Source organism: Paraburkholderia sp. JPY419, from assembly GCF_050435705.1.
Lineage (GTDB): Bacteria > Pseudomonadota > Gammaproteobacteria > Burkholderiales > Burkholderiaceae > Paraburkholderia > Paraburkholderia youngii.
The window spans coordinates 1,112,522-1,132,611 of sequence record NZ_JBNDKV010000001.1; the positions used below are offsets into that span (position 1 = coordinate 1,112,522).

The 20,090-nt window shown below is 61.8% G+C and carries 19 protein-coding genes; 7 read left to right on the forward strand and 12 right to left on the reverse strand.

Annotated elements, in window-relative coordinates:
- Positions 1-36 precede the first annotated feature (36 nt).
- Genes QFZ91_RS05160 through QFZ91_RS05170 form a run of 3 tightly spaced genes read left to right on the forward strand, consistent with a single transcriptional unit; the run spans position 37 to position 1,269 of the window.
- Entirely contained in the window at positions 37-411 is a 375-nt protein-coding gene (locus tag QFZ91_RS05160) for a hypothetical protein (RefSeq protein WP_176122630.1), read from the forward strand.
- A gap of 4 nt (positions 412-415) precedes the next feature.
- The gene (locus QFZ91_RS05165) at positions 416-754 is read left to right on the forward strand and encodes a hypothetical protein (protein WP_429566463.1); all 339 of its coding nucleotides are present in this window, start codon (positions 416-418) and stop codon (positions 752-754) included.
- Between the two features lie 23 nt (positions 755-777).
- Positions 778-1,269 (forward strand): lytic transglycosylase domain-containing protein, encoded by a 492-nt coding sequence (locus QFZ91_RS05170; protein WP_429566464.1) that lies wholly within the window; start codon positions 778-780, stop codon positions 1,267-1,269.
- Between the two features lie 47 nt (positions 1,270-1,316).
- Here QFZ91_RS05170 and QFZ91_RS05175 read toward each other — a convergent pair whose 3' ends face one another.
- The 6 genes from QFZ91_RS05175 to acnB form a co-directional block, all read right to left on the reverse strand.
- A complete protein-coding gene (locus tag QFZ91_RS05175; protein ID WP_429566465.1) occupies positions 1,317-2,585 on the reverse strand; it encodes an RNA polymerase sigma factor in 1,269 nt (422 codons plus the stop codon).
- Positions 2,582-2,950, reverse strand: a complete 369-nt coding sequence (locus QFZ91_RS05180; protein ID WP_429566466.1) for a YciI family protein — start codon at positions 2,948-2,950, stop codon at positions 2,582-2,584. Before QFZ91_RS05180 ends, QFZ91_RS05175 begins: the two co-directional genes overlap by 4 nt.
- A gap of 263 nt (positions 2,951-3,213) precedes the next feature.
- Entirely contained in the window at positions 3,214-3,456 is a 243-nt protein-coding gene (locus QFZ91_RS05185; protein ID WP_429566467.1) for a hypothetical protein, read from the reverse strand.
- A 57-nt stretch (positions 3,457-3,513) separates the two neighbouring features.
- Positions 3,514-4,578 carry a porin gene (locus QFZ91_RS05190; protein ID WP_429566659.1) on the reverse strand — a complete coding sequence of 355 codons (1,065 nt, stop codon included), beginning with the start codon at positions 4,576-4,578 and terminating at the stop codon, positions 3,514-3,516.
- Between the two features lie 152 nt (positions 4,579-4,730).
- Entirely contained in the window at positions 4,731-7,484 is a 2,754-nt protein-coding gene (mgtA, locus tag QFZ91_RS05195; protein ID WP_429566468.1) for a magnesium-translocating P-type ATPase, read from the reverse strand.
- A 940-nt stretch (positions 7,485-8,424) separates the two neighbouring features.
- The gene (acnB, locus tag QFZ91_RS05200; RefSeq protein WP_429566469.1) at positions 8,425-11,010 is read right to left on the reverse strand and encodes a bifunctional aconitate hydratase 2/2-methylisocitrate dehydratase; all 2,586 of its coding nucleotides are present in this window, start codon (positions 11,008-11,010) and stop codon (positions 8,425-8,427) included.
- Between the two features lie 336 nt (positions 11,011-11,346).
- Here acnB and QFZ91_RS05205 point away from each other — a divergent pair, with 336 nt between their 5' ends.
- Complete coding sequence (locus QFZ91_RS05205; RefSeq protein WP_176378302.1) at positions 11,347-11,949, forward strand: DUF1326 domain-containing protein; 603 nt, start codon at positions 11,347-11,349, stop codon at positions 11,947-11,949.
- Between the two features lie 2 nt (positions 11,950-11,951).
- Positions 11,952-12,743 carry a DUF2182 domain-containing protein gene (locus QFZ91_RS05210; RefSeq protein WP_429566470.1) on the forward strand — a complete coding sequence of 264 codons (792 nt, stop codon included), beginning with the start codon at positions 11,952-11,954 and terminating at the stop codon, positions 12,741-12,743.
- Positions 12,744-12,782: 39 nt separating this feature from the next.
- Here the strand turns inward: QFZ91_RS05210 and QFZ91_RS05215 are convergent, their stop codons facing one another.
- The 4 genes from QFZ91_RS05215 to QFZ91_RS05230 all read right to left on the reverse strand — a co-directional run bounded on the left by QFZ91_RS05215 (position 12,783) and on the right by QFZ91_RS05230 (position 15,549).
- On the reverse strand, positions 12,783-13,727 hold the full coding sequence (locus tag QFZ91_RS05215; protein WP_429566471.1) for an alpha/beta fold hydrolase: 945 nt from the start codon (positions 13,725-13,727) through the stop codon (positions 12,783-12,785).
- A gap of 135 nt (positions 13,728-13,862) precedes the next feature.
- Positions 13,863-14,420, reverse strand: coding sequence for a TetR/AcrR family transcriptional regulator (locus QFZ91_RS05220; RefSeq protein ID WP_176369214.1), 558 nt, complete (start codon positions 14,418-14,420; stop codon positions 13,863-13,865).
- Positions 14,421-14,684: 264 nt separating this feature from the next.
- Positions 14,685-15,074: a DUF1493 family protein gene (locus QFZ91_RS05225; protein ID WP_429566472.1), complete on the reverse strand. Its 390-nt coding sequence runs from the start codon at positions 15,072-15,074 to the stop codon at positions 14,685-14,687.
- Positions 15,046-15,549, reverse strand: a complete 504-nt coding sequence (locus tag QFZ91_RS05230; RefSeq protein WP_429566473.1) for an STM2901 family protein — start codon at positions 15,547-15,549, stop codon at positions 15,046-15,048. Before QFZ91_RS05230 ends, QFZ91_RS05225 begins: the two co-directional genes overlap by 29 nt.
- A 625-nt stretch (positions 15,550-16,174) precedes the next feature.
- On the opposite strand from QFZ91_RS05230, the gene QFZ91_RS05235 reads away from it, so the two are divergent.
- Positions 16,175-17,704 carry a CHAD domain-containing protein gene (locus QFZ91_RS05235; protein WP_429566474.1) on the forward strand — a complete coding sequence of 510 codons (1,530 nt, stop codon included), beginning with the start codon at positions 16,175-16,177 and terminating at the stop codon, positions 17,702-17,704.
- On the opposite strand, the gene QFZ91_RS05240 is transcribed toward QFZ91_RS05235, so the two are convergent.
- Both QFZ91_RS05240 and QFZ91_RS05245 read right to left on the reverse strand, forming a co-directional pair.
- The gene (locus QFZ91_RS05240) at positions 17,693-18,106 is read right to left on the reverse strand and encodes a hypothetical protein (RefSeq protein ID WP_176111297.1); all 414 of its coding nucleotides are present in this window, start codon (positions 18,104-18,106) and stop codon (positions 17,693-17,695) included. The genes QFZ91_RS05235 and QFZ91_RS05240 overlap by 12 nt on opposite strands.
- A 100-nt stretch (positions 18,107-18,206) precedes the next feature.
- A complete protein-coding gene (locus tag QFZ91_RS05245; protein WP_013093753.1) occupies positions 18,207-18,380 on the reverse strand; it encodes a hypothetical protein in 174 nt (57 codons plus the stop codon).
- 361 nt (positions 18,381-18,741) lie between these two features.
- On the opposite strand from QFZ91_RS05245, the gene QFZ91_RS05250 reads away from it, so the two are divergent.
- A complete protein-coding gene (locus tag QFZ91_RS05250) occupies positions 18,742-20,082 on the forward strand; it encodes an MFS transporter (protein WP_176122641.1) in 1,341 nt (446 codons plus the stop codon).
- Positions 20,083-20,090: the final 8 nt, after the last annotated feature.

Genomic DNA, 20,090 nt, shown 5'->3' on the forward strand with positions numbered 1-20,090 from the left:
AACGCGTACATCGCCTCGAAACTTTGGAGACCCGATGTGACGCGCGTTGTGCTCTTACTTGCCGTAATGTTCATGACAGGCTGCGCACAAGTGCAACAGCCCACTACGGCTCAAGCCGAGAAACCTGCGGTGTCGAACGTCATCATGAAGTTCGACATTCCCGCCGATGCACTCGGCGCGCGCGATCCGCAACTGGCTACGGTGCTCGCCAAGGCAGGCGCGCTCGCCGCCGCGCAGAAGCGGCCCACGGTGATCCGCGTGACGGCGCTGGGCCAGGACTTCAAGTACATCAACGAGGCGATCTGGCGGGGCGTGCCACAGCAGGGGCTCAAACCCGCGCTCGAAAACCTGACGACCGGCGCGAACCAGACGTACAGCGTGTCGATCCAGCCGCTACGTGATGGGAGCTGACACGATGCGCCTGATCGCTTTCGCCGCGGCATCGCTATGCTTGAGTTCGGCCGCGTGGGCAGGCCAGCCCGCCGCCAGCGCGCCCGCAACCGCCGCCCCCCCTGCCACCCTGGCCTCCGCGGACAAGGTCTACCCGCCGCTGCCCACGCTCGCGATGCTGCCGCCCTCCACCGGCGACGATGACGAGCTCCCCGCGCCGCGCTCGAGCTCGCGCAACAAGAAGAAGACGCAAAAGCGCGATTGCCACTGCGCGATGCCGACGCCGCGCCTCGTCGTCTCCGATGAATCGCGCGCCTATCTGAAGGACATCGAGCGGCAGCTCGATTCCGCGCTGGCGCAGTAAAGCCGGACCCGGAGCCCCGACCCATGGACCAGCCCAAGACCAACGCCTTCCGCCCCTTGCGATCGTGGGCCATCTGCGCCTGGGCGGCGCTGGTGGTCCTCGGCAGTTCGTCCGCGCACGCCGCCCCGAGCGCCGATGATTGCTTCGACAAGGCTGGCGCTTACCAGGGCGTCAATCCGCACGTGCTGCGCGCCGTGGCATGGCGCGAATCGAAAGGCGACGCGAGCGCCATCAACCGCAATGCCAACGGGTCGATCGACGTGGGCCAATTGCAGATCAATTCGATCCACTTTCCGGAACTGGCGAGCCAGGGCATTCCGCACCGCGCGCTCGCCGACCCATGCGTGAATATCTTCGTGGCCGCCTGGCTGCTCAAGCAGAAGATGGTGCGCTACGGCAACACATGGCGCGCGATCGGCGCGTATCACTCGGAATCGCCGCGCGAGCGCGACAGCTACGCGCGCAGCATTCAGGCGATTCTCGTCAGCTGGGGGCTGTTGCAGCCGGAGCGATGAGGTTCAGGCGCGGGCGCCGCGGGTCGTTGCCAGCGCACCGCGCTCCGCTAGCTCCCCGCGGATGCAAGCTCCATCCGCTTGCGCTGCAGGAACCGGCGCACGGCCGGGTCACGCTCGAGACCGATCGCCAGATCGTACGCACCGAGGGCTTGTGCCGTCGCGCCGGCACGCGCGAGCAGATTGGCGCGTGCAGCCCAGTAGGGCTGGTAGTCGGTGAGCCTCGGATCGTCCGCATACGGCGCCAGCGCATCGAGCGCCGCCTGCGGGCCGTCACGCTCCGCCACCGCGAGGGCGCGGTTCACTGCGACTACCGGCGACGCCGCAATCGAAAGCAGCCCATCGTAGAGCTGCACGATCTCGTCCCAGTTCGGGCGCCCCGTCCGGCAGCGATCCACATGCGCCGATTGCAGCGCGGCCTCGAGCTGAAAGCGGCCGATTGCGTTGAACGCGTTCGCGCGCCGCAGCAGTGCGTTCGCCGTTTCGATCATCGGCGCGTTCCAGGTTGCAGGGTCTTGTGCCGACAGCGGCACGTAGTCGCCAGCCGCATCGCGTCGCGCATCACGCCGGGCCTGTGCAAACAGCATCAGCGCGAGCAGGCCCAGCGTCTCAGGTTCTTCCGGAAGCAGCTCGACGAGCAGTTGCGCGAGATACAGCGCCTCGTCGGCGAGCTCGCGCCGCTCGGTATCGCCGCCAATCGGATCCGTCCACCCTTCCGCGTACGCCGCATAGACCGCTTCGAGCACCGCGTCGAGCCGGCCGGGCAGCTCCTCGCGCTCGGGCACGTTGAACGGAATGCCCGCTTCGCGGATCTTGGTCTTCGCCCGCACGAGGCGCTTGCTCATCGCGGCGGGCGACATCAGGAACGCCGACGCAATCGTCTTCGCTTCCAGCCCCAACACCACTTGCAGCATCAGCGGCGTGCGAATCGGGGCCTCGAGCGCAGGGTGCGTGCACGCGAACAGCAGCGCCAGCCGCCGGTCGGGCAACGCGTCTGTCGAGCACTCGTCGATTTCGTCGGCGAGAATCAGCAGCTGGTTCGCCACGTCGTCGCCGACCTGGCGATGACGCGCGCCGTCGATCGCCCGGCGGCGCGCAACCGTCATCAGCCACGCTTCAGGACTCGCCGGACAGCCGTGCGCCGGCCAGTCCGCGAGCGCCGCCGCGAATGCGTCGGCGAGCGCGTCCTCGGCCGCGGCGACGTCGCGCGTGCGCATTGCCAGCAGCGCGACGAGCTTGCCGTAGCTGCGGCGAGCGACCGCCTCGGCGATCGAGCGCGCGACGCCGTCATCGCCTCGGGCGTCGCGGGACGAGCTCATGCAGACGGCGCTTCGTACGGAGCGGTCCAGACCGGGCGCACCTCCATCACGCCGTGCGCCGCGCCGGGGCAGCGCGACGCCCACGTCATCGCCGCGTCGAGGTTAGGCACGTCGATCAGGTAGTAGCCGGCGAGTTGCTCTTTCGAATCGGAAAACGGGCCATCGAGCACCTGCGGCTTGCCGTCGACGAGCCGCACCGTGGTGGCCGTGTTCGAGTGCTGCAGCCGGTTGGCGCCCAGCAGAGCGCCCGATTTCTTCAACGATTCGGTGTACGCGTGATAGGCGGCAACGCCTTGCTGCCGCTCGCTGTCGGTCATCTTGTTCCAGCTGTTTTCTTCCGAGTAGATCATCAACAGGTATTCCATTTGAGCCTCCGTCATGGGGTTGAGGCGGATGAATTGCATCGGCCGCCATCACAATGACGCGCAGGCCGCATGCTGATGGACAACGTGCATCAAATAATCGCGCATCGGCGCGAGCAGCCGCACTGCGGTGGGAAAAAACGACTGGATTGCAGCCCGTTCGACCGTGTTTCGTGAAACATTGTCGGGCGCTCGACGCGCGTTGTCGACTCGGGATTCGCTTGCGGCGCAGCGATGTGGAACCGCTGTCCCTTGCCGTTCGATCATCACGGATTGAGCGTATTCCTGCATGCATCGTCGCGTTCGACAATCCGGGGATCAGGCGGCACTGAAACGACCAGCGCGCAGCGCGCCAACCGGGCGATCTCCGCCAGGGCATCAGGCCGGCCCGGTCCGTCTGCGATGTCGTGGATCAGGTGAAGCACCGTATGCAAGCGCGGTATCTCATGCATCATGAACGCATGTCGCATGACATTGCCACTCCGATTCGTCTCGCCTGTTTGATTCACGCAGTTCTCCCTGTTGACGGACCTCGGCCGGGTATCGATCCTGGGTGGACAGTTCAATCAGAACCGATGCCGGATTCCCGCGCCAATGAGCAGCTGGTTACGGCCGGATGACGGCTCCGCGCTGTTGATCACTGCCGGCGCGTCCGTCGAGGCCCGCTGGTAGACCGTCTCGACGTATGCATCGGTACGCCTCGATAGCAGGTAAGCCGCCTGCAAGCCGGCCTGGTGCCAGTGCTGGTTCGAACCGTTCGTATAGTTGTACATGCCGGCAAGCGACAGCGTCGGCATGAGCTGATATTGCGCGTTGACCTCGTAGTTGTTGAACTGCGCCGAAGGAGCAGGGTTGCCGGTGTCCGCATCGACCAGACCGCTGAATGTGGAGCGCGACCACGCTGCTCCGAGCGTAAGGTCGCCGATCGCGTAGTTCGCCCCTGCACCATATGAATTCTGCGTCTGCGCGAACGCGTCAAACGTGCGGCGAGCACCGCCTGGCACAATGACCGCATCGTACGCACCAGTGCTGGTGGCACCACGCCCGCTCGCATGCAGCCACGCTGCCCCGGCGTTGAACGGACCATTCTGGTAGCTGATGCCCAAGCTATACGCGCGGTTGTTTGCGAACTGACCGGCAGCATTCGATAGTGCGTACATACCGCCAACGGTCAAACCGCCGAATGACGGGCTCGTGTACTTCACCGAGTTGCGTGCCAAGTACGAGTTGTTGGCGTTGTCGTTGTCGAACGGATGAGCGAACGCGGTGCCGCCCGCTCCGCCCGTCAGTGTTATCGGAGCGAAGAAGTCGTGGACCGAATCGTACTGATGGCCGAGCGTTACCGTCCCCCACGCGTCGCTGCTCAGCCCGACGTAGGACGGATGATCATCGAATTGCTCCCCTGTCGCGATCGAGAAGCCGCGTTCGAGCATAAAAATGGCCTTGTTGCCGCCGCCGAGATCTTCGCTGCCCTGGAGTGCCCAGAAGCTGCCGTCGATCAGACCGCTCGTTGCCTTGTACTGCGCATGACCGCCCACGTTGTTCAGCCATGCGAGGCCAGTGTCGAGTTCACCGTACATCGTCACGCTGCTCTGGGCTTGTGCGTTGGTTGTCAAAGCCGCAAGCGCCATTGCGCCAGCTGTGAAACCGTCCAGGACTGCTTTTGTTGTTGTCGACATGCAACCATCTTCCTGAAAGTTATGAATGGAACGGGCGGGCAGGCGGGTGCCGCCGCGCCCTGCGTCAACCGCTGACGCGCCCGCACGTCAGCGGAATCGCCGTGTCAGTACCACCGGCCATAGCGCCGGATATAGACGGTCTTGACGAGTTGGGTAAGCAGCATGTAGCTGGCGATGGTCGCGACGAGCCATCCCCAGTAGCGGTGATCCAGCGCCTGGAAGCCAAGCGCCGATGCGAATGGCGAGAACGGCAGCCAGCAGCCAACGAGAATCGCAATGGTCGTCGACAGCGTGACCGGCAGTGCTGCCATGCTCTGCAGGAACGGAATCCGATGCGTGCGCAGCATGTGTACGACCAGCGTCTGCGACACGAGACCTTCGATGAACCAGCCGGAATTCATGATGATCTGGCCGCCGCCATCGGCGTGATAAGCGGCGCCGGCGCCGAACACCGTCCACATCAGCCAAAAGGTCGTGATGTCGAATACGGACGACGTCGGCCCGAGCCAGATCATGAAACGTTTGATGTTGCCGGCATCCCACTTGCGGGGCTTCCTGAGGAATTCAGGGTCCATCCTGTCCCAAGGCAGGAACATTTGCGACAGGTCGTAGATCAGGTTCTGGACCAGCAACTGCATCGCGAGCATCGGCTCCCATGGTAGGAACGCACTCGCCACCAGCAACGAGAACACATTGCCGAAGTTCGAGCTGGCAGTCATGTTCAGGTACTTGAGGATATTGCCGAACGTTTCCCGGCCCTTGATGACGCCTTCTTCGAGCACCATCAGGCTCTTTTCGAGCAGGATGATGTCGGCGGTTTCCTTGGCGATGTCGGTGCCCGTGTCGACCGAAATGCCCACGTCCGCGTCGCGCAGCGCGGGCGCGTCGTTGATGCCGTCGCCGAGGAAGCCCACCGTATGGTCGTTGGTCTGCAAACACTTGACCACGCGGGCCTTCTGCAACGGCGTGAGCTTCGCGAAGACTGTCGTGCACTCGACCGCCGCACAGAGTTCGTCGTCGTTCATCTGCTCGACGTCGCGCCCCAGCACCGGGATGCCCGGATCAAGGCCGACGTCCCGGCAGACCTTCGCCGTCACGATCGGGTTGTCGCCCGTGAGCACCTTGATCGTCACGCCATGTTCGTTCAGCGCGCGGATCGCTTGTGCGGCCGAATCCTTCGGTGGATCGAAAAAGGTCAGGAAACCGCGAACCACGAGGCGCTCTTCGTCGGCGTTCCGGTACTGCGGTTTCGCTTCGGCTCGCGAGATTTCGCGCGTGGCGACGACCAGTACGCGGTAGCCTTCCGCGTTGTATTCCTGCGATCTGGCAATCATCGCACTGCGCGCGGCCTCGTCGAGCTCGCAAACGACATCGCCCTGCTGCACCTGCGTGCAGGCCGCAAGCATCTCCTCCACTGCGCCTTTGGATACCATCAGTTGGCTGCCGTCGGCGCGCTCGACGACCACGGACAGACGTCGGCGCACGAAGTCGAACGGCAGTTCGTCGACCTTCGCGAAGTGGGCCTGCGTGGGTGGCACGCCGGCCGCCTCCGCATGGCTCACGATCGCAATGTCAATCAGATTCTTCTGCCCGCTCTGATGGAAGCTGTTGAGCCATGCCAGCTCGAGGATACGGTCGTCGCGGCGGCCCTCGATGTCCAGATGATGTTCGAGGATGATCCGGTCCTGCGTGAGAGTGCCGGTCTTGTCGGTGCACAACACGTCCATCGCGCCGAAGTTCTGGACAGAGTTCAGGCGCTTGACCACCACCTTGCGTCGTGCCATAGCCACAGCGCCTTTCGCAAGATTCGCCGAAACGATCATCGGCAGCATTTCCGGCGTAAGGCCAACCGCGACGGCAAGCGCGAACGTCAGAGCGGAAAGCCAGTCACCTTTGAGCAGCCCGTTGATCAGGAATACGACGGGCACCATGACGAGCATGAAGCGGATCAGTAGCCACGAAACGCTGTTCACGCCGCGATCGAAGCTCGTTTCGATCCGCTTCCGGCTTGTCACGTTCTTCGCGAGTGCGCCGAAGTAAGTATCGGCACCGGTCGCGACGACAACTGCCGTTGCCGTGCCGCTGACCACATTGGTGCCCATGAAACAGACGTTCGCCAGTTCGAGCGGATCGGCCGGGCCCGCATCGGCGACATCGGCCGACTTCTGCATCACGGCGCCGAGCGTGTCGTACTTCTCGACCGGCAGTGCTTCGCCCGTAAGCGCGGCCTGGCTGATGAACAGATCGCGCGACTTGATGAGGCGAATATCGGCGGGAATCATGTCGCCCGCTTGCAGCGTAACGATATCGCCGACCACGAGATTGGACATCGGAATCTCGCGCTTCACCGACTTCCCGGCCTTCGACGCACGGCGCACGACGGTAGCCGTGGTCCGCACCATCGACTTGAGCCGTTCCGCTGCCTTGTTCGACCGGTATTCCTGGAAGAAGCGCAGCAGGCTGCTCACCGTGACCATCGTGAGCAGGATGCTCACGCCGGTCCAGTCGCGATCTGCTGCCGCGGCAAAGTAGACGTCTGTGCAATAGCTGATGCCGGCGAGCACGAGCAGCACGATCACAAACGGGTTGTAGAAAGCATGCAGCACCTGGATCAGCGCGTGTGGCGGCTGGTCGTGCGCGACCTCGTTCGGACCCGTACTGCGCAGGCGCTGTTCGGCATCGGCGTCGACCAGGCCGTCAACGGAGCTTTGCGTATGCAGCAAGGTGGCTTCGATGCTGTTTCCGGCTTCGCTGGCAACCTGCGCGGAAATCCTGTTGCGATCCCGGGACGAGGATGCAGTTAGAAATCCCTTCTGTCTGAGACGAGATTCGTGATGATGCGAGGGTTGTTTTTGCATGGACTATCCCGGGCAGGGGCGAGCGCTAGCCGACCCCTGTCGCGGCCTCAAGAAGTTGATGTTTAATGCAGAAAGTCAGCGGAACCGGGCGCGGACTGCGGCCCAACACTTTCCGATCAATGTGATGTTTTGCTGCTCGCCGGTACGCAGAGTGAGCAGCGAGTCATAGTACGGGCGTGCCTCTTGAATATGAGGCAGGTTCGATACAAGAAGAGCGAAGTGCATGATGTTTCTCCGTCCGGGCTATTGCCCGGAGCGTCGTTCCGGTTTGCCTGCCCGAAGGCCTGAACCATGACGTCAATGCTCAATGCTCGAGTGACGGGAAACGGTGCAGCCTCCGCTCAGGCGGAAGAAAAACTGGATGGAGGTAAGGGACAAGAGTCACCGTCGGGCATAGGGGCTCCTTCCTCGTGCCAGATGCACGAGCGCGTTTATTCAATCAAGACCCGTACTGATTGCAAGGACCGTACGGACGTGAACGGACAACGCTGCGCGAATCGAAGTGCGCAACGCGGGAAGCACGAACGAGCGCAATCGCGCCGGTTTGTGCGTAGCTATTTGAAGGTGCGAGGGGGGTACTGCGACGAATACTGCGACGCGCACCGTCCCGCCTGATGGCGGGACGGCGGCTTGATGGGGCGGACGTCCTGCGGGTCAGGCGGTCAAACTGCTCGAAGATCGACTACTACAGGGTTCCAAGGCATTAGCCCCAATCGTTGAAAACGGACGAATCGTAAACACCACGAAAGGCTATGTCAAGCAGACCGAAGGAAAATCTGCGAAGAGATGGTTTGGGGAATTTTGAGAGAGTCTCAACCCATGCGCGAGTTCTATTGATTCGCATAGCGACGCACAAAAAAATGGCGCCGCAGGCATTCAGCCCGCGGCGCCATTTCGTGGCGCTACGACGCGAACAACACGCCGTAGCCCGACAGCACACTTACATCGTCACGCCGTCTGCGACTTCCTTGAAGTCTTCGATCTGGTCGAAGTTCATGTATTGATAGATCTTGTCGCCGTTGGCATTGAGCACGCCCATGTCGGCCATGTACTCTTCCCTGGTCGGGATCTTGCCCAGACGCGAGCAGATCGCCGCCAGTTCCGCCGAGCCGAGGTACACGTTCGTGTTCTTGCCGAGGCGGTTCGGGAAATTCCGGGTCGACGTCGACATGACCGTCGCACCTTCGCGCACCTGAGCCTGGTTACCCATGCACAGCGAGCAGCCCGGCATTTCGGTACGCGCACCAGCCGTGCCGAACACGCCGTAGTGGCCTTCCTCGGTCAGCTGCTTCTGATCCATCTTGGTCGGCGGAGCCACCCACAGCTTGACCGGAATGTCGCGCTTGCCTTCGAGCAGCTTCGACGCGGCGCGGAAGTGACCGATGTTGGTCATGCACGAGCCGATGAACACTTCGTCGATCTTGGCACCCGCCACGTCCGATAGCGTCTTCACGTCGTCCGGATCGTTCGGGCAAGCCACGATCGGCTCGTGGATGTCGGCGAGATCGATCTCGATGACGGCTGCGTACTCGGCGTCGGCATCCGGCGACAGCAGTTGAGGGTCGGCCAGCCACTGCTCCATCGCCTTGATGCGGCGCTGCAGGCTGCGCGGGTCCTGGTAGCCCTGGGCGATCATCCACTTCAGCAGCGTGACGTTGCTGTTCAGGTATTCGATGATCGGTTCCTTGTTCAGGTGCACCGTGCAACCGGCGGCCGAACGCTCGGCGGAAGCATCCGACAGTTCGAACGCTTGCTCGACCTTAAGATCGGGCAGGCCTTCGATTTCGAGAATGCGGCCGGAGAAGATGTTCTTCTTGCCTTGCTTGGCAACCGTCAGCGTGCCTTGCTTGATCGCGTACAGCGGAATCGCGTTGACGAGATCACGCAGCGTCACGCCCGGCTGCATCTTGCCCTTGAAGCGGACCAGCACCGATTCAGGCATGTCCAGCGGCATCGTGCCGGTGGCGGCCGCGAAGGCGACCAGACCCGAACCTGCCGGGAAGCTGATACCGATCGGGAAGCGCGTGTGCGAGTCGCCGCCGGTGCCCACGGTGTCGGGCAGCAGCATGCGGTTCAGCCACGAGTGGATCACGCCGTCGCCCGGGCGCAGCGCGATGCCGCCACGGTTGCTGATGAAGTTCGGCAGCGTCTGGTGGGTCTTCACGTCCACCGGCTTCGGATAAGCGGCGGTGTGGCAGAACGACTGCATCACGAGATCGGCCGAGAAGCCGAGGCACGCCAGGTCCTTCAGTTCGTCGCGGGTCATCGGGCCCGTGGTGTCCTGCGAGCCGACCGAGGTCATCTTCGGTTCGCAGTACGTGCCCGGGCGGACGCCCTGGCCTTCCGGCAGACCGCAAGCACGGCCGACCATCTTCTGCGCCAGCGAGAAGCCCTTGCCGCTGTTGGCCGGCTGCTGCGGCAGGCGGAACAGCGTCGACGGAGCGAGACCCAGCGCTTCACGCGCCTTGGCGGTCAGGCCGCGGCCGACGATCAGCGGAATGCGGCCGCCGGCGCGCACTTCGTCGAACAGCACGTCGGACTTGACCTGGAACTCGGCGATCACTTCACCGTTCTTCAGCGCACGGCCTTCGTACGGGCGCAGTTCGACCACGTCGCCCATTTCCATCTTCGACACGTCGAGTTCGATCGGCAGCGCGCCGGCGTCTTCCATCGTGTTGTAGAAGATCGGGGCGATCTTGCCGCCGAGGCACACGCCACCGAAGCGCTTGTTCGGGATGAAGGGGATGTCTTCGCCCGTGAACCACAGCACCGAGTTGGTGGCCGACTTGCGCGAGGAGCCGGTGCCGACCACGTCGCCCACGTACGCGACCAGGTGGCCCTTTTCCTTCAGCGACTCGATGAACTTGACCGGGCCGCGCTTGCCGTCTTCTTCCGGCGTGATGCCGGGGCGCGCGTTCTTCAGCATCGCCAGCGCGTGCAGCGGGATGTCCGGGCGGGTGGTCGCGTCCGGGGCCGGGGACAGGTCGTCGGTATTGGTTTCGCCCGTCACCTTGAACACGGTGATGGTCAGGCTTTGCGGCACTTCGGGACGGCTCGTGAACCATTCGGCGTCGGCCCAGCTTTGCATCACGGCCTTAGCGTTGGCGTTGCCCTTGTCGGCCAGTTCCTTGACGTCGTGGAACTGGTCGAACATCAGCAGCGTCTTCTTCAGCGCGTCGGCGGCCACGGTGCCCACTTCGGCGTCGGACAGCAGTTCGATCAGCGGCTGGATGTTGTAGCCGCCCAGCATCGTGCCGAGCAGTTCGGTGGCGCGGGCGCGCGGGATCAGCGCGCAGGCGGTCTCGCCTTTGGCCACGGCGGCGAGGAAACCTGCCTTCACGCGGGCGGCCTCGTCCACGCCGGCGGGCACGCGATTGGTGATCAGGTCGAGCAGCGTCTGCTCTTCGCCAGCGGGCGGGTTGGTCAGGAGTTCGACCAGCTCGGCGGTCTGCTGAGCCGTCAGCGGCAGGGGAGGAATGCCGAGCGCGGCGCGTGCGGCCACGTGAGCACGAAAGTTTTCAAGCATGGGGGACCTGCTGGTATTTGCGTTTCAGGGAAAGGCTTTTTAGGCACTCCAAGCTGTGCCGGGCACTGCTTCGATCGCGATTTTAATTGCAATACCCCTCCACGGTCAAATGTCTTATGTCTTATATAAGAGTTAGCCTGTGGGAAATGGCGATGCGCGATGCGCTTCGGGTGCTGTGCGCACGCCTGCCCGCCACCGCAAAAGCACCGACTGTGTAAGCCGTTTCAATCATTCGCCGTCGCTCGAATGCTTTGATTACTGCGCGCTTAACGCCTACAACAGAGGATGTCCGGCGATGTTCTTCCCGGCCGGATTCAACCGGCAGCGGAGGTGCAAATGAGCTATCAACTGATGGGCAGCATCCTCGAAGTGTGCGAATGCAAGGTGCTGTGTCCGTGCTGGATCGGAGAAGATCCCGACAACGGCGTTTGCCGCAGCGCGCTTGCATACCACTACGAGCGAGGCACGATCGACGGCGTCGATGTCTCGGGCCTGACTATCGCGTTCGCGGCATTCATTCCCGGCAATGTGCTCAAAGGTGGCTGGCGCGTCGCGATGTTCGTCGACGAGCGCGCGAGCGACGCGCAATTCGACGCTCTGGTGAGCGTGCACCGTGGCGAGCGCGGCGGCCCCCTCGCGGATCTCGTGCAGTTGATCGGCGAAGTCGTGTGCGTGGAACGCGTCCCGATCGAATACACGGTCGTCGACGGCAAGGGCAGGATGAAAGTCGGCGAAGCAATCGATGCCGAGTTGGAGCCCTATCGCGGCCCGACCGGCGAGCCGACCAAGCTGGTCGAAAGCATCTTTTCGACGATACCGGGCTCCCCTGCTTTCGTCGGCAAGGCGAACTCTTTCCGCCTGCGGCACGAAAAGCTCGATCTCGACCTAGCCTTGAGCGGACATAACGCCATTCAGGGATCGTTCAACTTCGCGTCGTGAAGATGCAAGCACGCTCGCGGCTGTTCGCACCGCTCTTCGTCGCATTGACGAGCAGCGCGTGGATCGCGTTATGGGTGTGGGACGCGGGTCCCTATGCGCGTTACCTGCGTCACGCGAGCTGGGCCGAACTGCCGCTCGTCGGCCCGATATGCCGCGAGGTGCCCGGTGCTAGCGCCACCATCGCGGCGCTGCTGCACAGCGCCGCATGGCTGCTGATGATCGCGGCGATGATGCTGCCGAGCGCCTTCCCGCTGTTCGACACCTTCCGGCGGATGACCGTCGCGCGCGAAAACCGGCGCACGCTGATAGCGCTTCTGATCGTCGGTTATGCGACGACGTGGGCGCTGTTCGGCGTAGTCGCGCACGGCTTCGACGCGGCGCTCCATCTGGCCGCCGAGCAAGTTCCGAGCTTGCTTGCCAACGGCTGGCTGATCGGCGCCGCGATCGTCGCGCTCGCGGGCCTCTATCAGTTCAGCAGCCTCAAACATCGATGTCTCGACAAATGCCGCTCGCCGCTGATGTTCATCACCGGGCATTGGCGGGGCAAAAACGCGCGCCGCGAGAGCTTCGTGCTCGGCATCAGTCACGGCGCGTTCTGCGTCGGCTGCTGTTGGGCGCTGATGTTGCTGATGTTCGCGGTCGGCACCGGCAGCGTCGGCTGGATGCTGGCGCTGGGCGGGATCATGTCGGCCGAGAAGAACTTCCGCTGGGGCAGGTCCATCGGCAAGCCGCTCGGTGTTGCGTTGCTTGCTTGGTCCGCGTGGATCGTCGTACAGCACGCCCGCATCGCCTGAGCCGTGCCAGGCGGCCCGCGTCCACCTGCCCCGTTATCCCTATGCGCTGCCAAAGAATGCCGTGAGTTCGTCGGCGACCGCGCGCGGTTGTTCTTCGGGAATGAAGTGCCCGCAGTGACTAATGGTGCGGCCTTGGACGTCGGTGAAAAACGCTCGCAGAGGGGTCGCCATATCGGCGATGGACCCTTGATCGGAGCCGAGCGTCAGCAGTGGCAAATCGAGCATGCCTCGCTGCTTCAATTCCGCGTTCTGTCGGGCGGACACGTGCGCGGCGCGGTAATACGCAAGGCCGGCGCGTAAGCCGCCGTCTTTCTTCAGAATGCGCAGATATTCATCGATGCCGGCTTCAGTGAAAGTATCGGGATTGGCCGTCTTTCGCCGCAAAAACCAGTCGAGGTATTCGCGTTCCTTGCCGGCCAGCAGCACTTCCGGCAGGTCAGGTAGGACGTGAAACGCAAAATGCCAGGTACGCCATGCACGCTCGGGTGAAATCGGCAATGCATCGGGCAAGGTCACGCCGGGGATCCCCGCATCCAGCAGCGCAAGTCGACGGACCTCGTCGGCGAACATCACCGCGTACGGAAAAGCCACCCACGCTCCAATGTCGTGTCCGGCGAGAAAGTACCGGGTCACTCCGAGTTGCTGGAGCAAACCGTGGACATGGCTCGCAAGGGTCTGGGTGTCGTAGCCGTCCATCGGACGATCCGAATCACCTTGTCCGGGAAGATCCGGTGCGACGATTCGATAGGTCTTTGCAAGCAGCGCCATCACGTTGCGCCACGCGAACCAGCTCTGCGGAAAGCCCGCGAGCAACACGACCACATCGCTCTGTGGGTTTCCACCGGTGACGTAGTGAAGTCTCAAGCCGTCTACGGTCGCGAACTTGTGCTCGAATCCTTCCAACCCCGGAACGGGCCTTGATGCTGGCAGCGTGCTTACGATTTCGGAACGCCCAGATGGCATGGGCGAGTGAAGTGCTTTCACGAACGAGACTCCTTTGGGTTGAGTGATTACATCGTTGAACGGCTGCTTCTCATCGGCGGTTTAAGTTAGGAAATAGTCATTTCCTAATTTGGCGAGCAGCACTGGTAACTGATGCGATGCTATATCTTGCTGTGCTTAGTCCAGCAGACGCATGGCCTGCTCCGCCGCCGCCACTATGTGCGCCCGGGGCCGCCCGACTTTGCCGACGACCCTCAAACCTTGCGTCAAACTCAACAGGGCGCGACCGGTGGCGTCCGCATCCACGGCGGAAGCGATCGAACCGTCTGTCTGGCCCAGCCGGATCAGACGGCACAACAGACGCTCCGTTCGCTGCAAAGAAGCGGCGACATGACCGGCGACCTCATCATCGAAAGCGAGCAGATCGATTGCGCTTCCGACTACGAGACAGCCCCGCTTGCCCTCGTCGCCGACCGCGGACTCGGCATAAAACCGTAGAACGGCCCGTACCTTGTCGCGGCCGGTTTGCTCCGCGTCGAGCAGGCTTTGCAACTGGCCATTTCGTAGATGGATGTAGCGCTCGAGCGCGGCAAGGAACACCGCTCGCTTATCAGTGAACGCCTTGTAGATACTGCCGGCCGTGAGGCCCATCGCGGCACCGAGGTCGCCAAGAGACGTCCCTTGATAGCCGCGTTCGCGAAAAATCTGGATTGCGCCGTCCAGCGCGATATCCATATCGAATTCGCGAGGACGACCTGGAGCTCGAGGCTGTCTGGCAGGATGGTGGCGTGTGGTCATGGCGCGATTATAGGAAATGATCATTTCCTAATCAAGATGTCCCCGTGTGTACGGTTGTGAGAATCGCGAACTCGGGGTGCGTCGAGCCGTGCAAACCCTAGGGCAAGGCACTGCCTTCGGGCGAGTTTTGTACGGCATTCTTACTGCATGGCACGAGGTGAGACCTTATCGACCGCAGGCCGCAATGACTCCCATTGGCGGTCACTCCCCGGGCGACGCGCTTCGCGCTTCCGATACGCGTTGGCTGTCCCACACACCTAGCTCAATCGCACGCTGCAGCATTCCGACTGTAATTGGCTCTTTATTTTTGTAGTCTTTCACGCCTCTGAGTTTTAGAAGATACCGGGTAAGAATCGAAAATGGCCAAACGCTGAATCCTTCCATATTAAAATATCTAAGAAATTCGAAATCGCCGGATTGAACGTTAAATGTTATTGCGAACGTGTTGATGAGCTTGCTCGCATCGTCGCCCGTGACGCCAAAATCGTCTTCTAAAGAACTGGATGGCTTTATTGCTATTTTTGGCGGAATTCCAATTCTCTCCCGCAAGAATTCCTCCAGCTCAGCCGAAACTTCCGGTGGTGGCATCATTTATACGATCCTCGTTTCTTACCAGTTTATTGTAGTGCATGACAGATGAGGCGGCGATCCTTATAACGTCATAAGCTGCTAATGTAATACCTAGCTGCGGAATCCAGCGTCCTACGAATGCACCTAGATTTCTCGTCAAGGAAAACCTGAAGTTCTTCATTGATTGATTGGTGAGGGTAGGCAGAATTGCTTCTTTGAAATTGACGTTCACGAGTGCGCGAAGGACCAGCGATGCAATAGATGTCCCACGTGTTGTCCCCATTGGCTTTGCTCGAGTTGGAATTAACGGTTGTCCAGCAAGTACCAATACGATTGCCAGCACACCACTGTAGTCCTTAATTCCAAAGTGTTTGCAAGCTTCTTCGGTTGCGATGCAAATGAAAAGTGTTTCGTTATCGACGGCTCTTCCGCCATGGATATATGTATTGATCTTCTTTGTTGAATCATTGCTTATGAGCTGCTCGTATTCGTTCACCTGTTTGGCGCTCCGCTTGCGTTACGTGCATCGCCTGGTGGCGCGTTGCATCACATCGATTAATGTCGTTACCGCGCCATGAGAATGATCGTTTTTACTCTGTGCGGCATATGATTGCCCTACTCCTTCGAAGAATTGGGGAATGTGCTCTAGTGTCATTTCGGAAAATATTTTTGGGCGCGACTTCTGGGAGTTTCTTGAGTCTTTTTTTCAGCATACTCTATATCCTCGGGGGAATTTGCAAAATGCTGTCAAGATTTGCACATCCTCATTCCGACCCGAATGGCGTCGACCACAAATGCGGGCCGTTAGCCTGGCGGTTCCAACATGTCGGTCCACAGTTGCGCATACCGTTTTCCCCGATTTACTTTGGGAACACTCGCTATTTGTCGTTGTGAGCTTGTATCGGGTCGACGTGCATCACCGTTTTAAGCACGACGAAAGCTTGCACAGAAGAGGTGGCTAAGACGGTGGACAAGTTTTGCACGAATGCCTGCTTGCGCTGCTAACCCAACCCGTCTCCAGGAAACGTCGGGTTCGGAGCGGCCACTTGGGACGATCGGACGCGACGCAGCCCAGCGAATCCGGTGTAGTCTGACGGTATGGTGCTCATTTCGGAGGCGGCATGGAACGGGAGCTGAAGCTGCGCGTTGCGAACGAAGATCTCGGCAAGTTGCGTAACGCGTCGATACTTGCGCAATCGGAAGCCACAGCGGGGGCGCCTCGCCTGCTGACGAGCACCTATTTCGATACGCCCGAGTTTTCATTTCACTGGTGCGGTGCTTCGCTGCGCGTGCGCAGCGTCGGCAAGGAGAAAATCCAGACGCTGAAGCTTGAAGGATCGGCCAAGGCCGGCCTGTTCGACAGGGACGAGTTCGAGATGCCCGTGAATAGCGACACGCCCGATCTGAAGCTGCTGTGCGACCAGATCCCCGACGACAGCGACTGCGGGAAGCTGATTCGCGACGAGACCGTTCCCGCCCAACTGAAGCCAGTGTTCGTCACGCGGATCAATCGCTCGGCGTTTGAGCTGCGCCAGCCGTCCGGAGACGAACTCGAGCTTGCGCTCGACGAAGGAACCATCGAGGCGGAGTCGGGCTCGGTGCAGATCGCCGCCGTGGAACTGGAATTGAAACAGGGCGATCCGGACATGCTGTACCGCGTCGCGCTGGAAATGCTCGAAACCGTGCCACTACATATCGATCGTCGCAGCAAGGCCGATATCGGGTATGCACTGCTGGTAGCCGAGCACAGAGAGGCGGTGAAAGCGCAACCGGTGCAACTGGACAAGCGCGATTCGATCGAGGATGCATTCTGCGTCATTGTGCGCAACTGTCTGGACCAGGTCCACGCGAATGAACTGGGCGTCGTGTCGGGCCACGATCCATCGAGCGTCCATCAGATGCGCGTGGGGCTTCGCCGCTTGCGTTCGGCTCTCGACCTGTTTGCGAAGGTCATCCCCGCCGCTCCCGGCTTCGACGAGGAGTTGCGCTGGATTGCCTCGGAACTGGGCGCCGCGCGCGACTGGGAAGTGCTCGCGGCATCGACGCTCGAACATGCCGGCGCCGACGGCAATACGGACGAGATCCGCCCCGTCAGAGAGGCCTGCGAGCAGAATGCCGTCGACAACCGGCAGCGCGCGGCGGCCGCGGTCGAATCGGTTCGCTATACGCGGCTCGCGCTCCAGTTGGCGCTGTGGTTGAGCCGCAAGGGTTGGCGAGATGAGATGTCCGACGAACAGCGCGACGAGATCGGCAGCCCAGTGAAGCCGTTCGCCGCCGATGTTCTGCGACGTCGGCACAAGAAACTGACCAAACGTGGCAAGGGTTTGGCCGATCTCGACGATCACAGCCGTCACCGCGCCCGCATCGCGGCGAAGAAGGTTCGATACGCCACCGAGTTCTTCGCGTCGCTATGCCCGCGGCGGGTCGTCCGCCACTATGTCGAAGCGCTCACCGCGCTTCAGGACGATCTCGGCTGGCGCAACGATGCCGTCGTCGCCGATCAGCTGCTGAAGTCGCTGCTGACGACGGCGCCCGAGGCCGCCTCGGGCGCGGCCTTCGCACGCGGCTTTCTCGCGTCACGGGTCGCTGCCGATCATCGGACATTGAAGAAGCTGTGGAAGCGCTTCAAGCTGCTTTCGTCACCGCACTGATTGTCCGAACAAACGCGACCATACCGCGCGCACGCGGCGCGCGCGATCCTCGAACAGGTACGACGCAGCGAGCGCAAACAGGCCGGACATGATCCCCGTCGCGATGTGTTCGAGAGCATGAAAGCGGTAGTGGCTCAGATGAGAGTAGGCATCGCCGATGGCGGTCAGGCAACCGACGAGCAGTGCGTTGCTATAGCGATTCCCGTACCACTTCGCCGCCGGCGTGAAGGTGAGCAGCAGCGCGAGCACACCGGTGAGCAGCCCGGTCTTGAATGCGATCGCCCAGTGCGTGAGGCTCATGACGTTGCCCCAGCTCCCCGGCATACAGGTCATGCACGCGCTGGTTGGCTGCCAGAAACGCTGGACAAGCAGTTTGAAGCGGCGTTTCCATGCGCTTCCCATGATGTACTCCACGATGTCCGGCGTGCGACTCCACGCGGAAATGGTACATCGCGAGCGCGCCGTAGCGTACCTGAGCGCCGTGGCGCACGAGGGAACTTCGCTATGACGACCGATCTCGATTACGCGCTCGCGTAGCGCCCGTAATCACCGCGATGCCGAGCAGAATCACGGCCACGATGGCAATGATGTGCTGCGCGACATGCAGCGCCATCAATCCCCACGCGACGCCGCCAATGAAAATGATCCATCCGACCAGATAGATGAGCAGGGTCATCGTTTTTCTCCTTGATCCACGGGTCTATCTGCAAGCACATTGCGCGCCTGACGCCATGCGTTGCTGTGTCTGGCATAGTCTGTGCTCCCCGGCCGAAGTCGCGTGCGGGAAGGAAAGCCGCACGGAGCAAGTTGGCCGACGTGCAAGGGCGGCTGCTGATTCAATATCCCACCTGGTTCGCGGACATCAAGCCATACGACGTGCCGGTGCTGCGTTTGACGTGGGTACTCGCCCGACGGCAACGAACGCACTGCCCTCGCATGCATAAGCCAGATCAAATGTTCTAATCTTTCTCTGCAGCCCCGTAAGCTAGCAAGCATTGACCGGGCAGCAAAACGCGCGACGCCCATGGACCTCTGACATGCCGCTATCCAGTCCAGCCCGGAATGTGTCGACCAGACCGCCCGCCCCTCGCCTGACGACGCTCAGTCACATACAGATCGCGTCGCTGTGGTTTGCGCTGTTTACGCAATGGATGACGGTCGTTCCGGTGCTGGTGCCGTCACAGGTCGCCGAAATGCTCGGACGCGATGCCGCATTGAAGGAAGGTGTGGCCGGCTCCGTCATTGCGTCCGGCGCATTCGTTGCAATGATCGTGGCGCCGCTGGCCGGCGCCCTGTCAGATCGCTCCATCGCAAAACATGGACGTCGGCGATCGTTTCTCGTCACCGGCGTGTTCGGCACTGCGGTTGCCCTGGTATGGCTTGCTTCATTCAACAGAGGGGCGAGCGTATGGCTTTATGCACTCGCGTTCCTGCATCTGCAGTTCTGGTGGAACTGGGCGGCGGGTCCGTATGCCGGGCTGGTGCCCGATGTCGTGCCAAAACGGGAAACCAACCGCGCGAGCGCGTGGCTCAACGTGATGTCCGTGCTCGGCACGATCAGTGGCAACGTGGTGCTCGTCGTGCTCTATTCGCCGGGCCGCCTGTATCCGACGGTGGCCACGTTCATTGCGATCATGCTGCTCTGCCTTTGGCTGACGATTCGCGGCTCGCGCGAGCCGACGCCTGTCAGATCCCATGAACGGTTCGAACTCCTCGCGTTCATGCGCTCGTTCTATCTCGATCCGCGCCTCCACCGAAACTTTTACTGGGTGCTGGTAACCCGTCTGTTCGGCAACATGGGAATCTGGTCGATCTTCACCTTCATGTTGTACTACCTGCAGGACGTGATCGGCATTCGTCATCCGACCGGTGTGATGAACGGGCTTCTTGGTGTCGGCGTGGTGCTGGCGATCCCGGCCAGTCTCTTGGGCGCACGGCTCGCCGACCGCCACGGCGCCGTCCCCGTCGTCCGCCTGACAAGCTGGATCATGGCCGGAGCCGCAATCGGTTTTGTCATGCTGGCGTTGCGTCCGAACCTGTTGCTGGTGATCGCAGTCGGACTCGTTTTCTGCGCCGCTTACGGGACCTATCAAGCCGTCGACTGGGCGCTCGCACTGCAAGTGTTGCCAGACGATGCATCCAGCGGCAAGGACATGGGCATCTGGCAAGTGTCGATGGTGCTGCCGCAGATCCTCGGCCCCGCGGCGACCGGGTGGATGCTGTCGTGGGTCAAGGCGCTTGCTGGTGCCGGAACCGCCTACGTCGTCGCGTTCGTCGTCGCAGCGGGGTGGTTCGTGCTCGCGGCGTGGTTCGTCTCGCACATCAGGATTGCTTCGCAGCAGCACGTATCCACCGGGCTCGCTGGGCGATCGTCATAGAGCGACGC

What these genes read in the sequence shown, in the direction of transcription:
- acnB (WP_429566469.1), bottom strand. Translation starts at nt 11,010, where the DNA reads ATGCTTGAAAACTTTCGTGCTCACGTGGCCGCACGCGCCGCGCTCGGC.
- QFZ91_RS05165 (WP_429566463.1), top strand. Translation starts at nt 416, where the DNA reads ATGCGCCTGATCGCTTTCGCCGCGGCATCGCTATGCTTGAGTTCGGCC.
- QFZ91_RS05250 (WP_176122641.1), top strand. Translation starts at nt 18,742, where the DNA reads ATGCCGCTATCCAGTCCAGCCCGGAATGTGTCGACCAGACCGCCCGCC.
- QFZ91_RS05245 (WP_013093753.1), bottom strand. Translation starts at nt 18,380, where the DNA reads ATGACCCTGCTCATCTATCTGGTCGGATGGATCATTTTCATTGGCGGC.
- QFZ91_RS05210 (WP_429566470.1), top strand. Translation starts at nt 11,952, where the DNA reads ATGCAAGCACGCTCGCGGCTGTTCGCACCGCTCTTCGTCGCATTGACG.
- QFZ91_RS05190 (WP_429566659.1), bottom strand. Translation starts at nt 4,578, where the DNA reads ATGGCGCTTGCGGCTTTGACAACCAACGCACAAGCCCAGAGCAGCGTG.
- QFZ91_RS05240 (WP_176111297.1), bottom strand. Translation starts at nt 18,106, where the DNA reads ATGGGAAGCGCATGGAAACGCCGCTTCAAACTGCTTGTCCAGCGTTTC.
- QFZ91_RS05205 (WP_176378302.1), top strand. Translation starts at nt 11,347, where the DNA reads ATGAGCTATCAACTGATGGGCAGCATCCTCGAAGTGTGCGAATGCAAG.
- QFZ91_RS05180 (WP_429566466.1), bottom strand. Translation starts at nt 2,950, where the DNA reads ATGGAATACCTGTTGATGATCTACTCGGAAGAAAACAGCTGGAACAAG.
- QFZ91_RS05225 (WP_429566472.1), bottom strand. Translation starts at nt 15,074, where the DNA reads ATGATGCCACCACCGGAAGTTTCGGCTGAGCTGGAGGAATTCTTGCGG.
- QFZ91_RS05170 (WP_429566464.1), top strand. Translation starts at nt 778, where the DNA reads ATGGACCAGCCCAAGACCAACGCCTTCCGCCCCTTGCGATCGTGGGCC.
- QFZ91_RS05235 (WP_429566474.1), top strand. Translation starts at nt 16,175, where the DNA reads ATGGAACGGGAGCTGAAGCTGCGCGTTGCGAACGAAGATCTCGGCAAG.
- mgtA (WP_429566468.1), bottom strand. Translation starts at nt 7,484, where the DNA reads ATGCAAAAACAACCCTCGCATCATCACGAATCTCGTCTCAGACAGAAG.
- QFZ91_RS05175 (WP_429566465.1), bottom strand. Translation starts at nt 2,585, where the DNA reads ATGAGCTCGTCCCGCGACGCCCGAGGCGATGACGGCGTCGCGCGCTCG.
- QFZ91_RS05220 (WP_176369214.1), bottom strand. Translation starts at nt 14,420, where the DNA reads ATGGATATCGCGCTGGACGGCGCAATCCAGATTTTTCGCGAACGCGGC.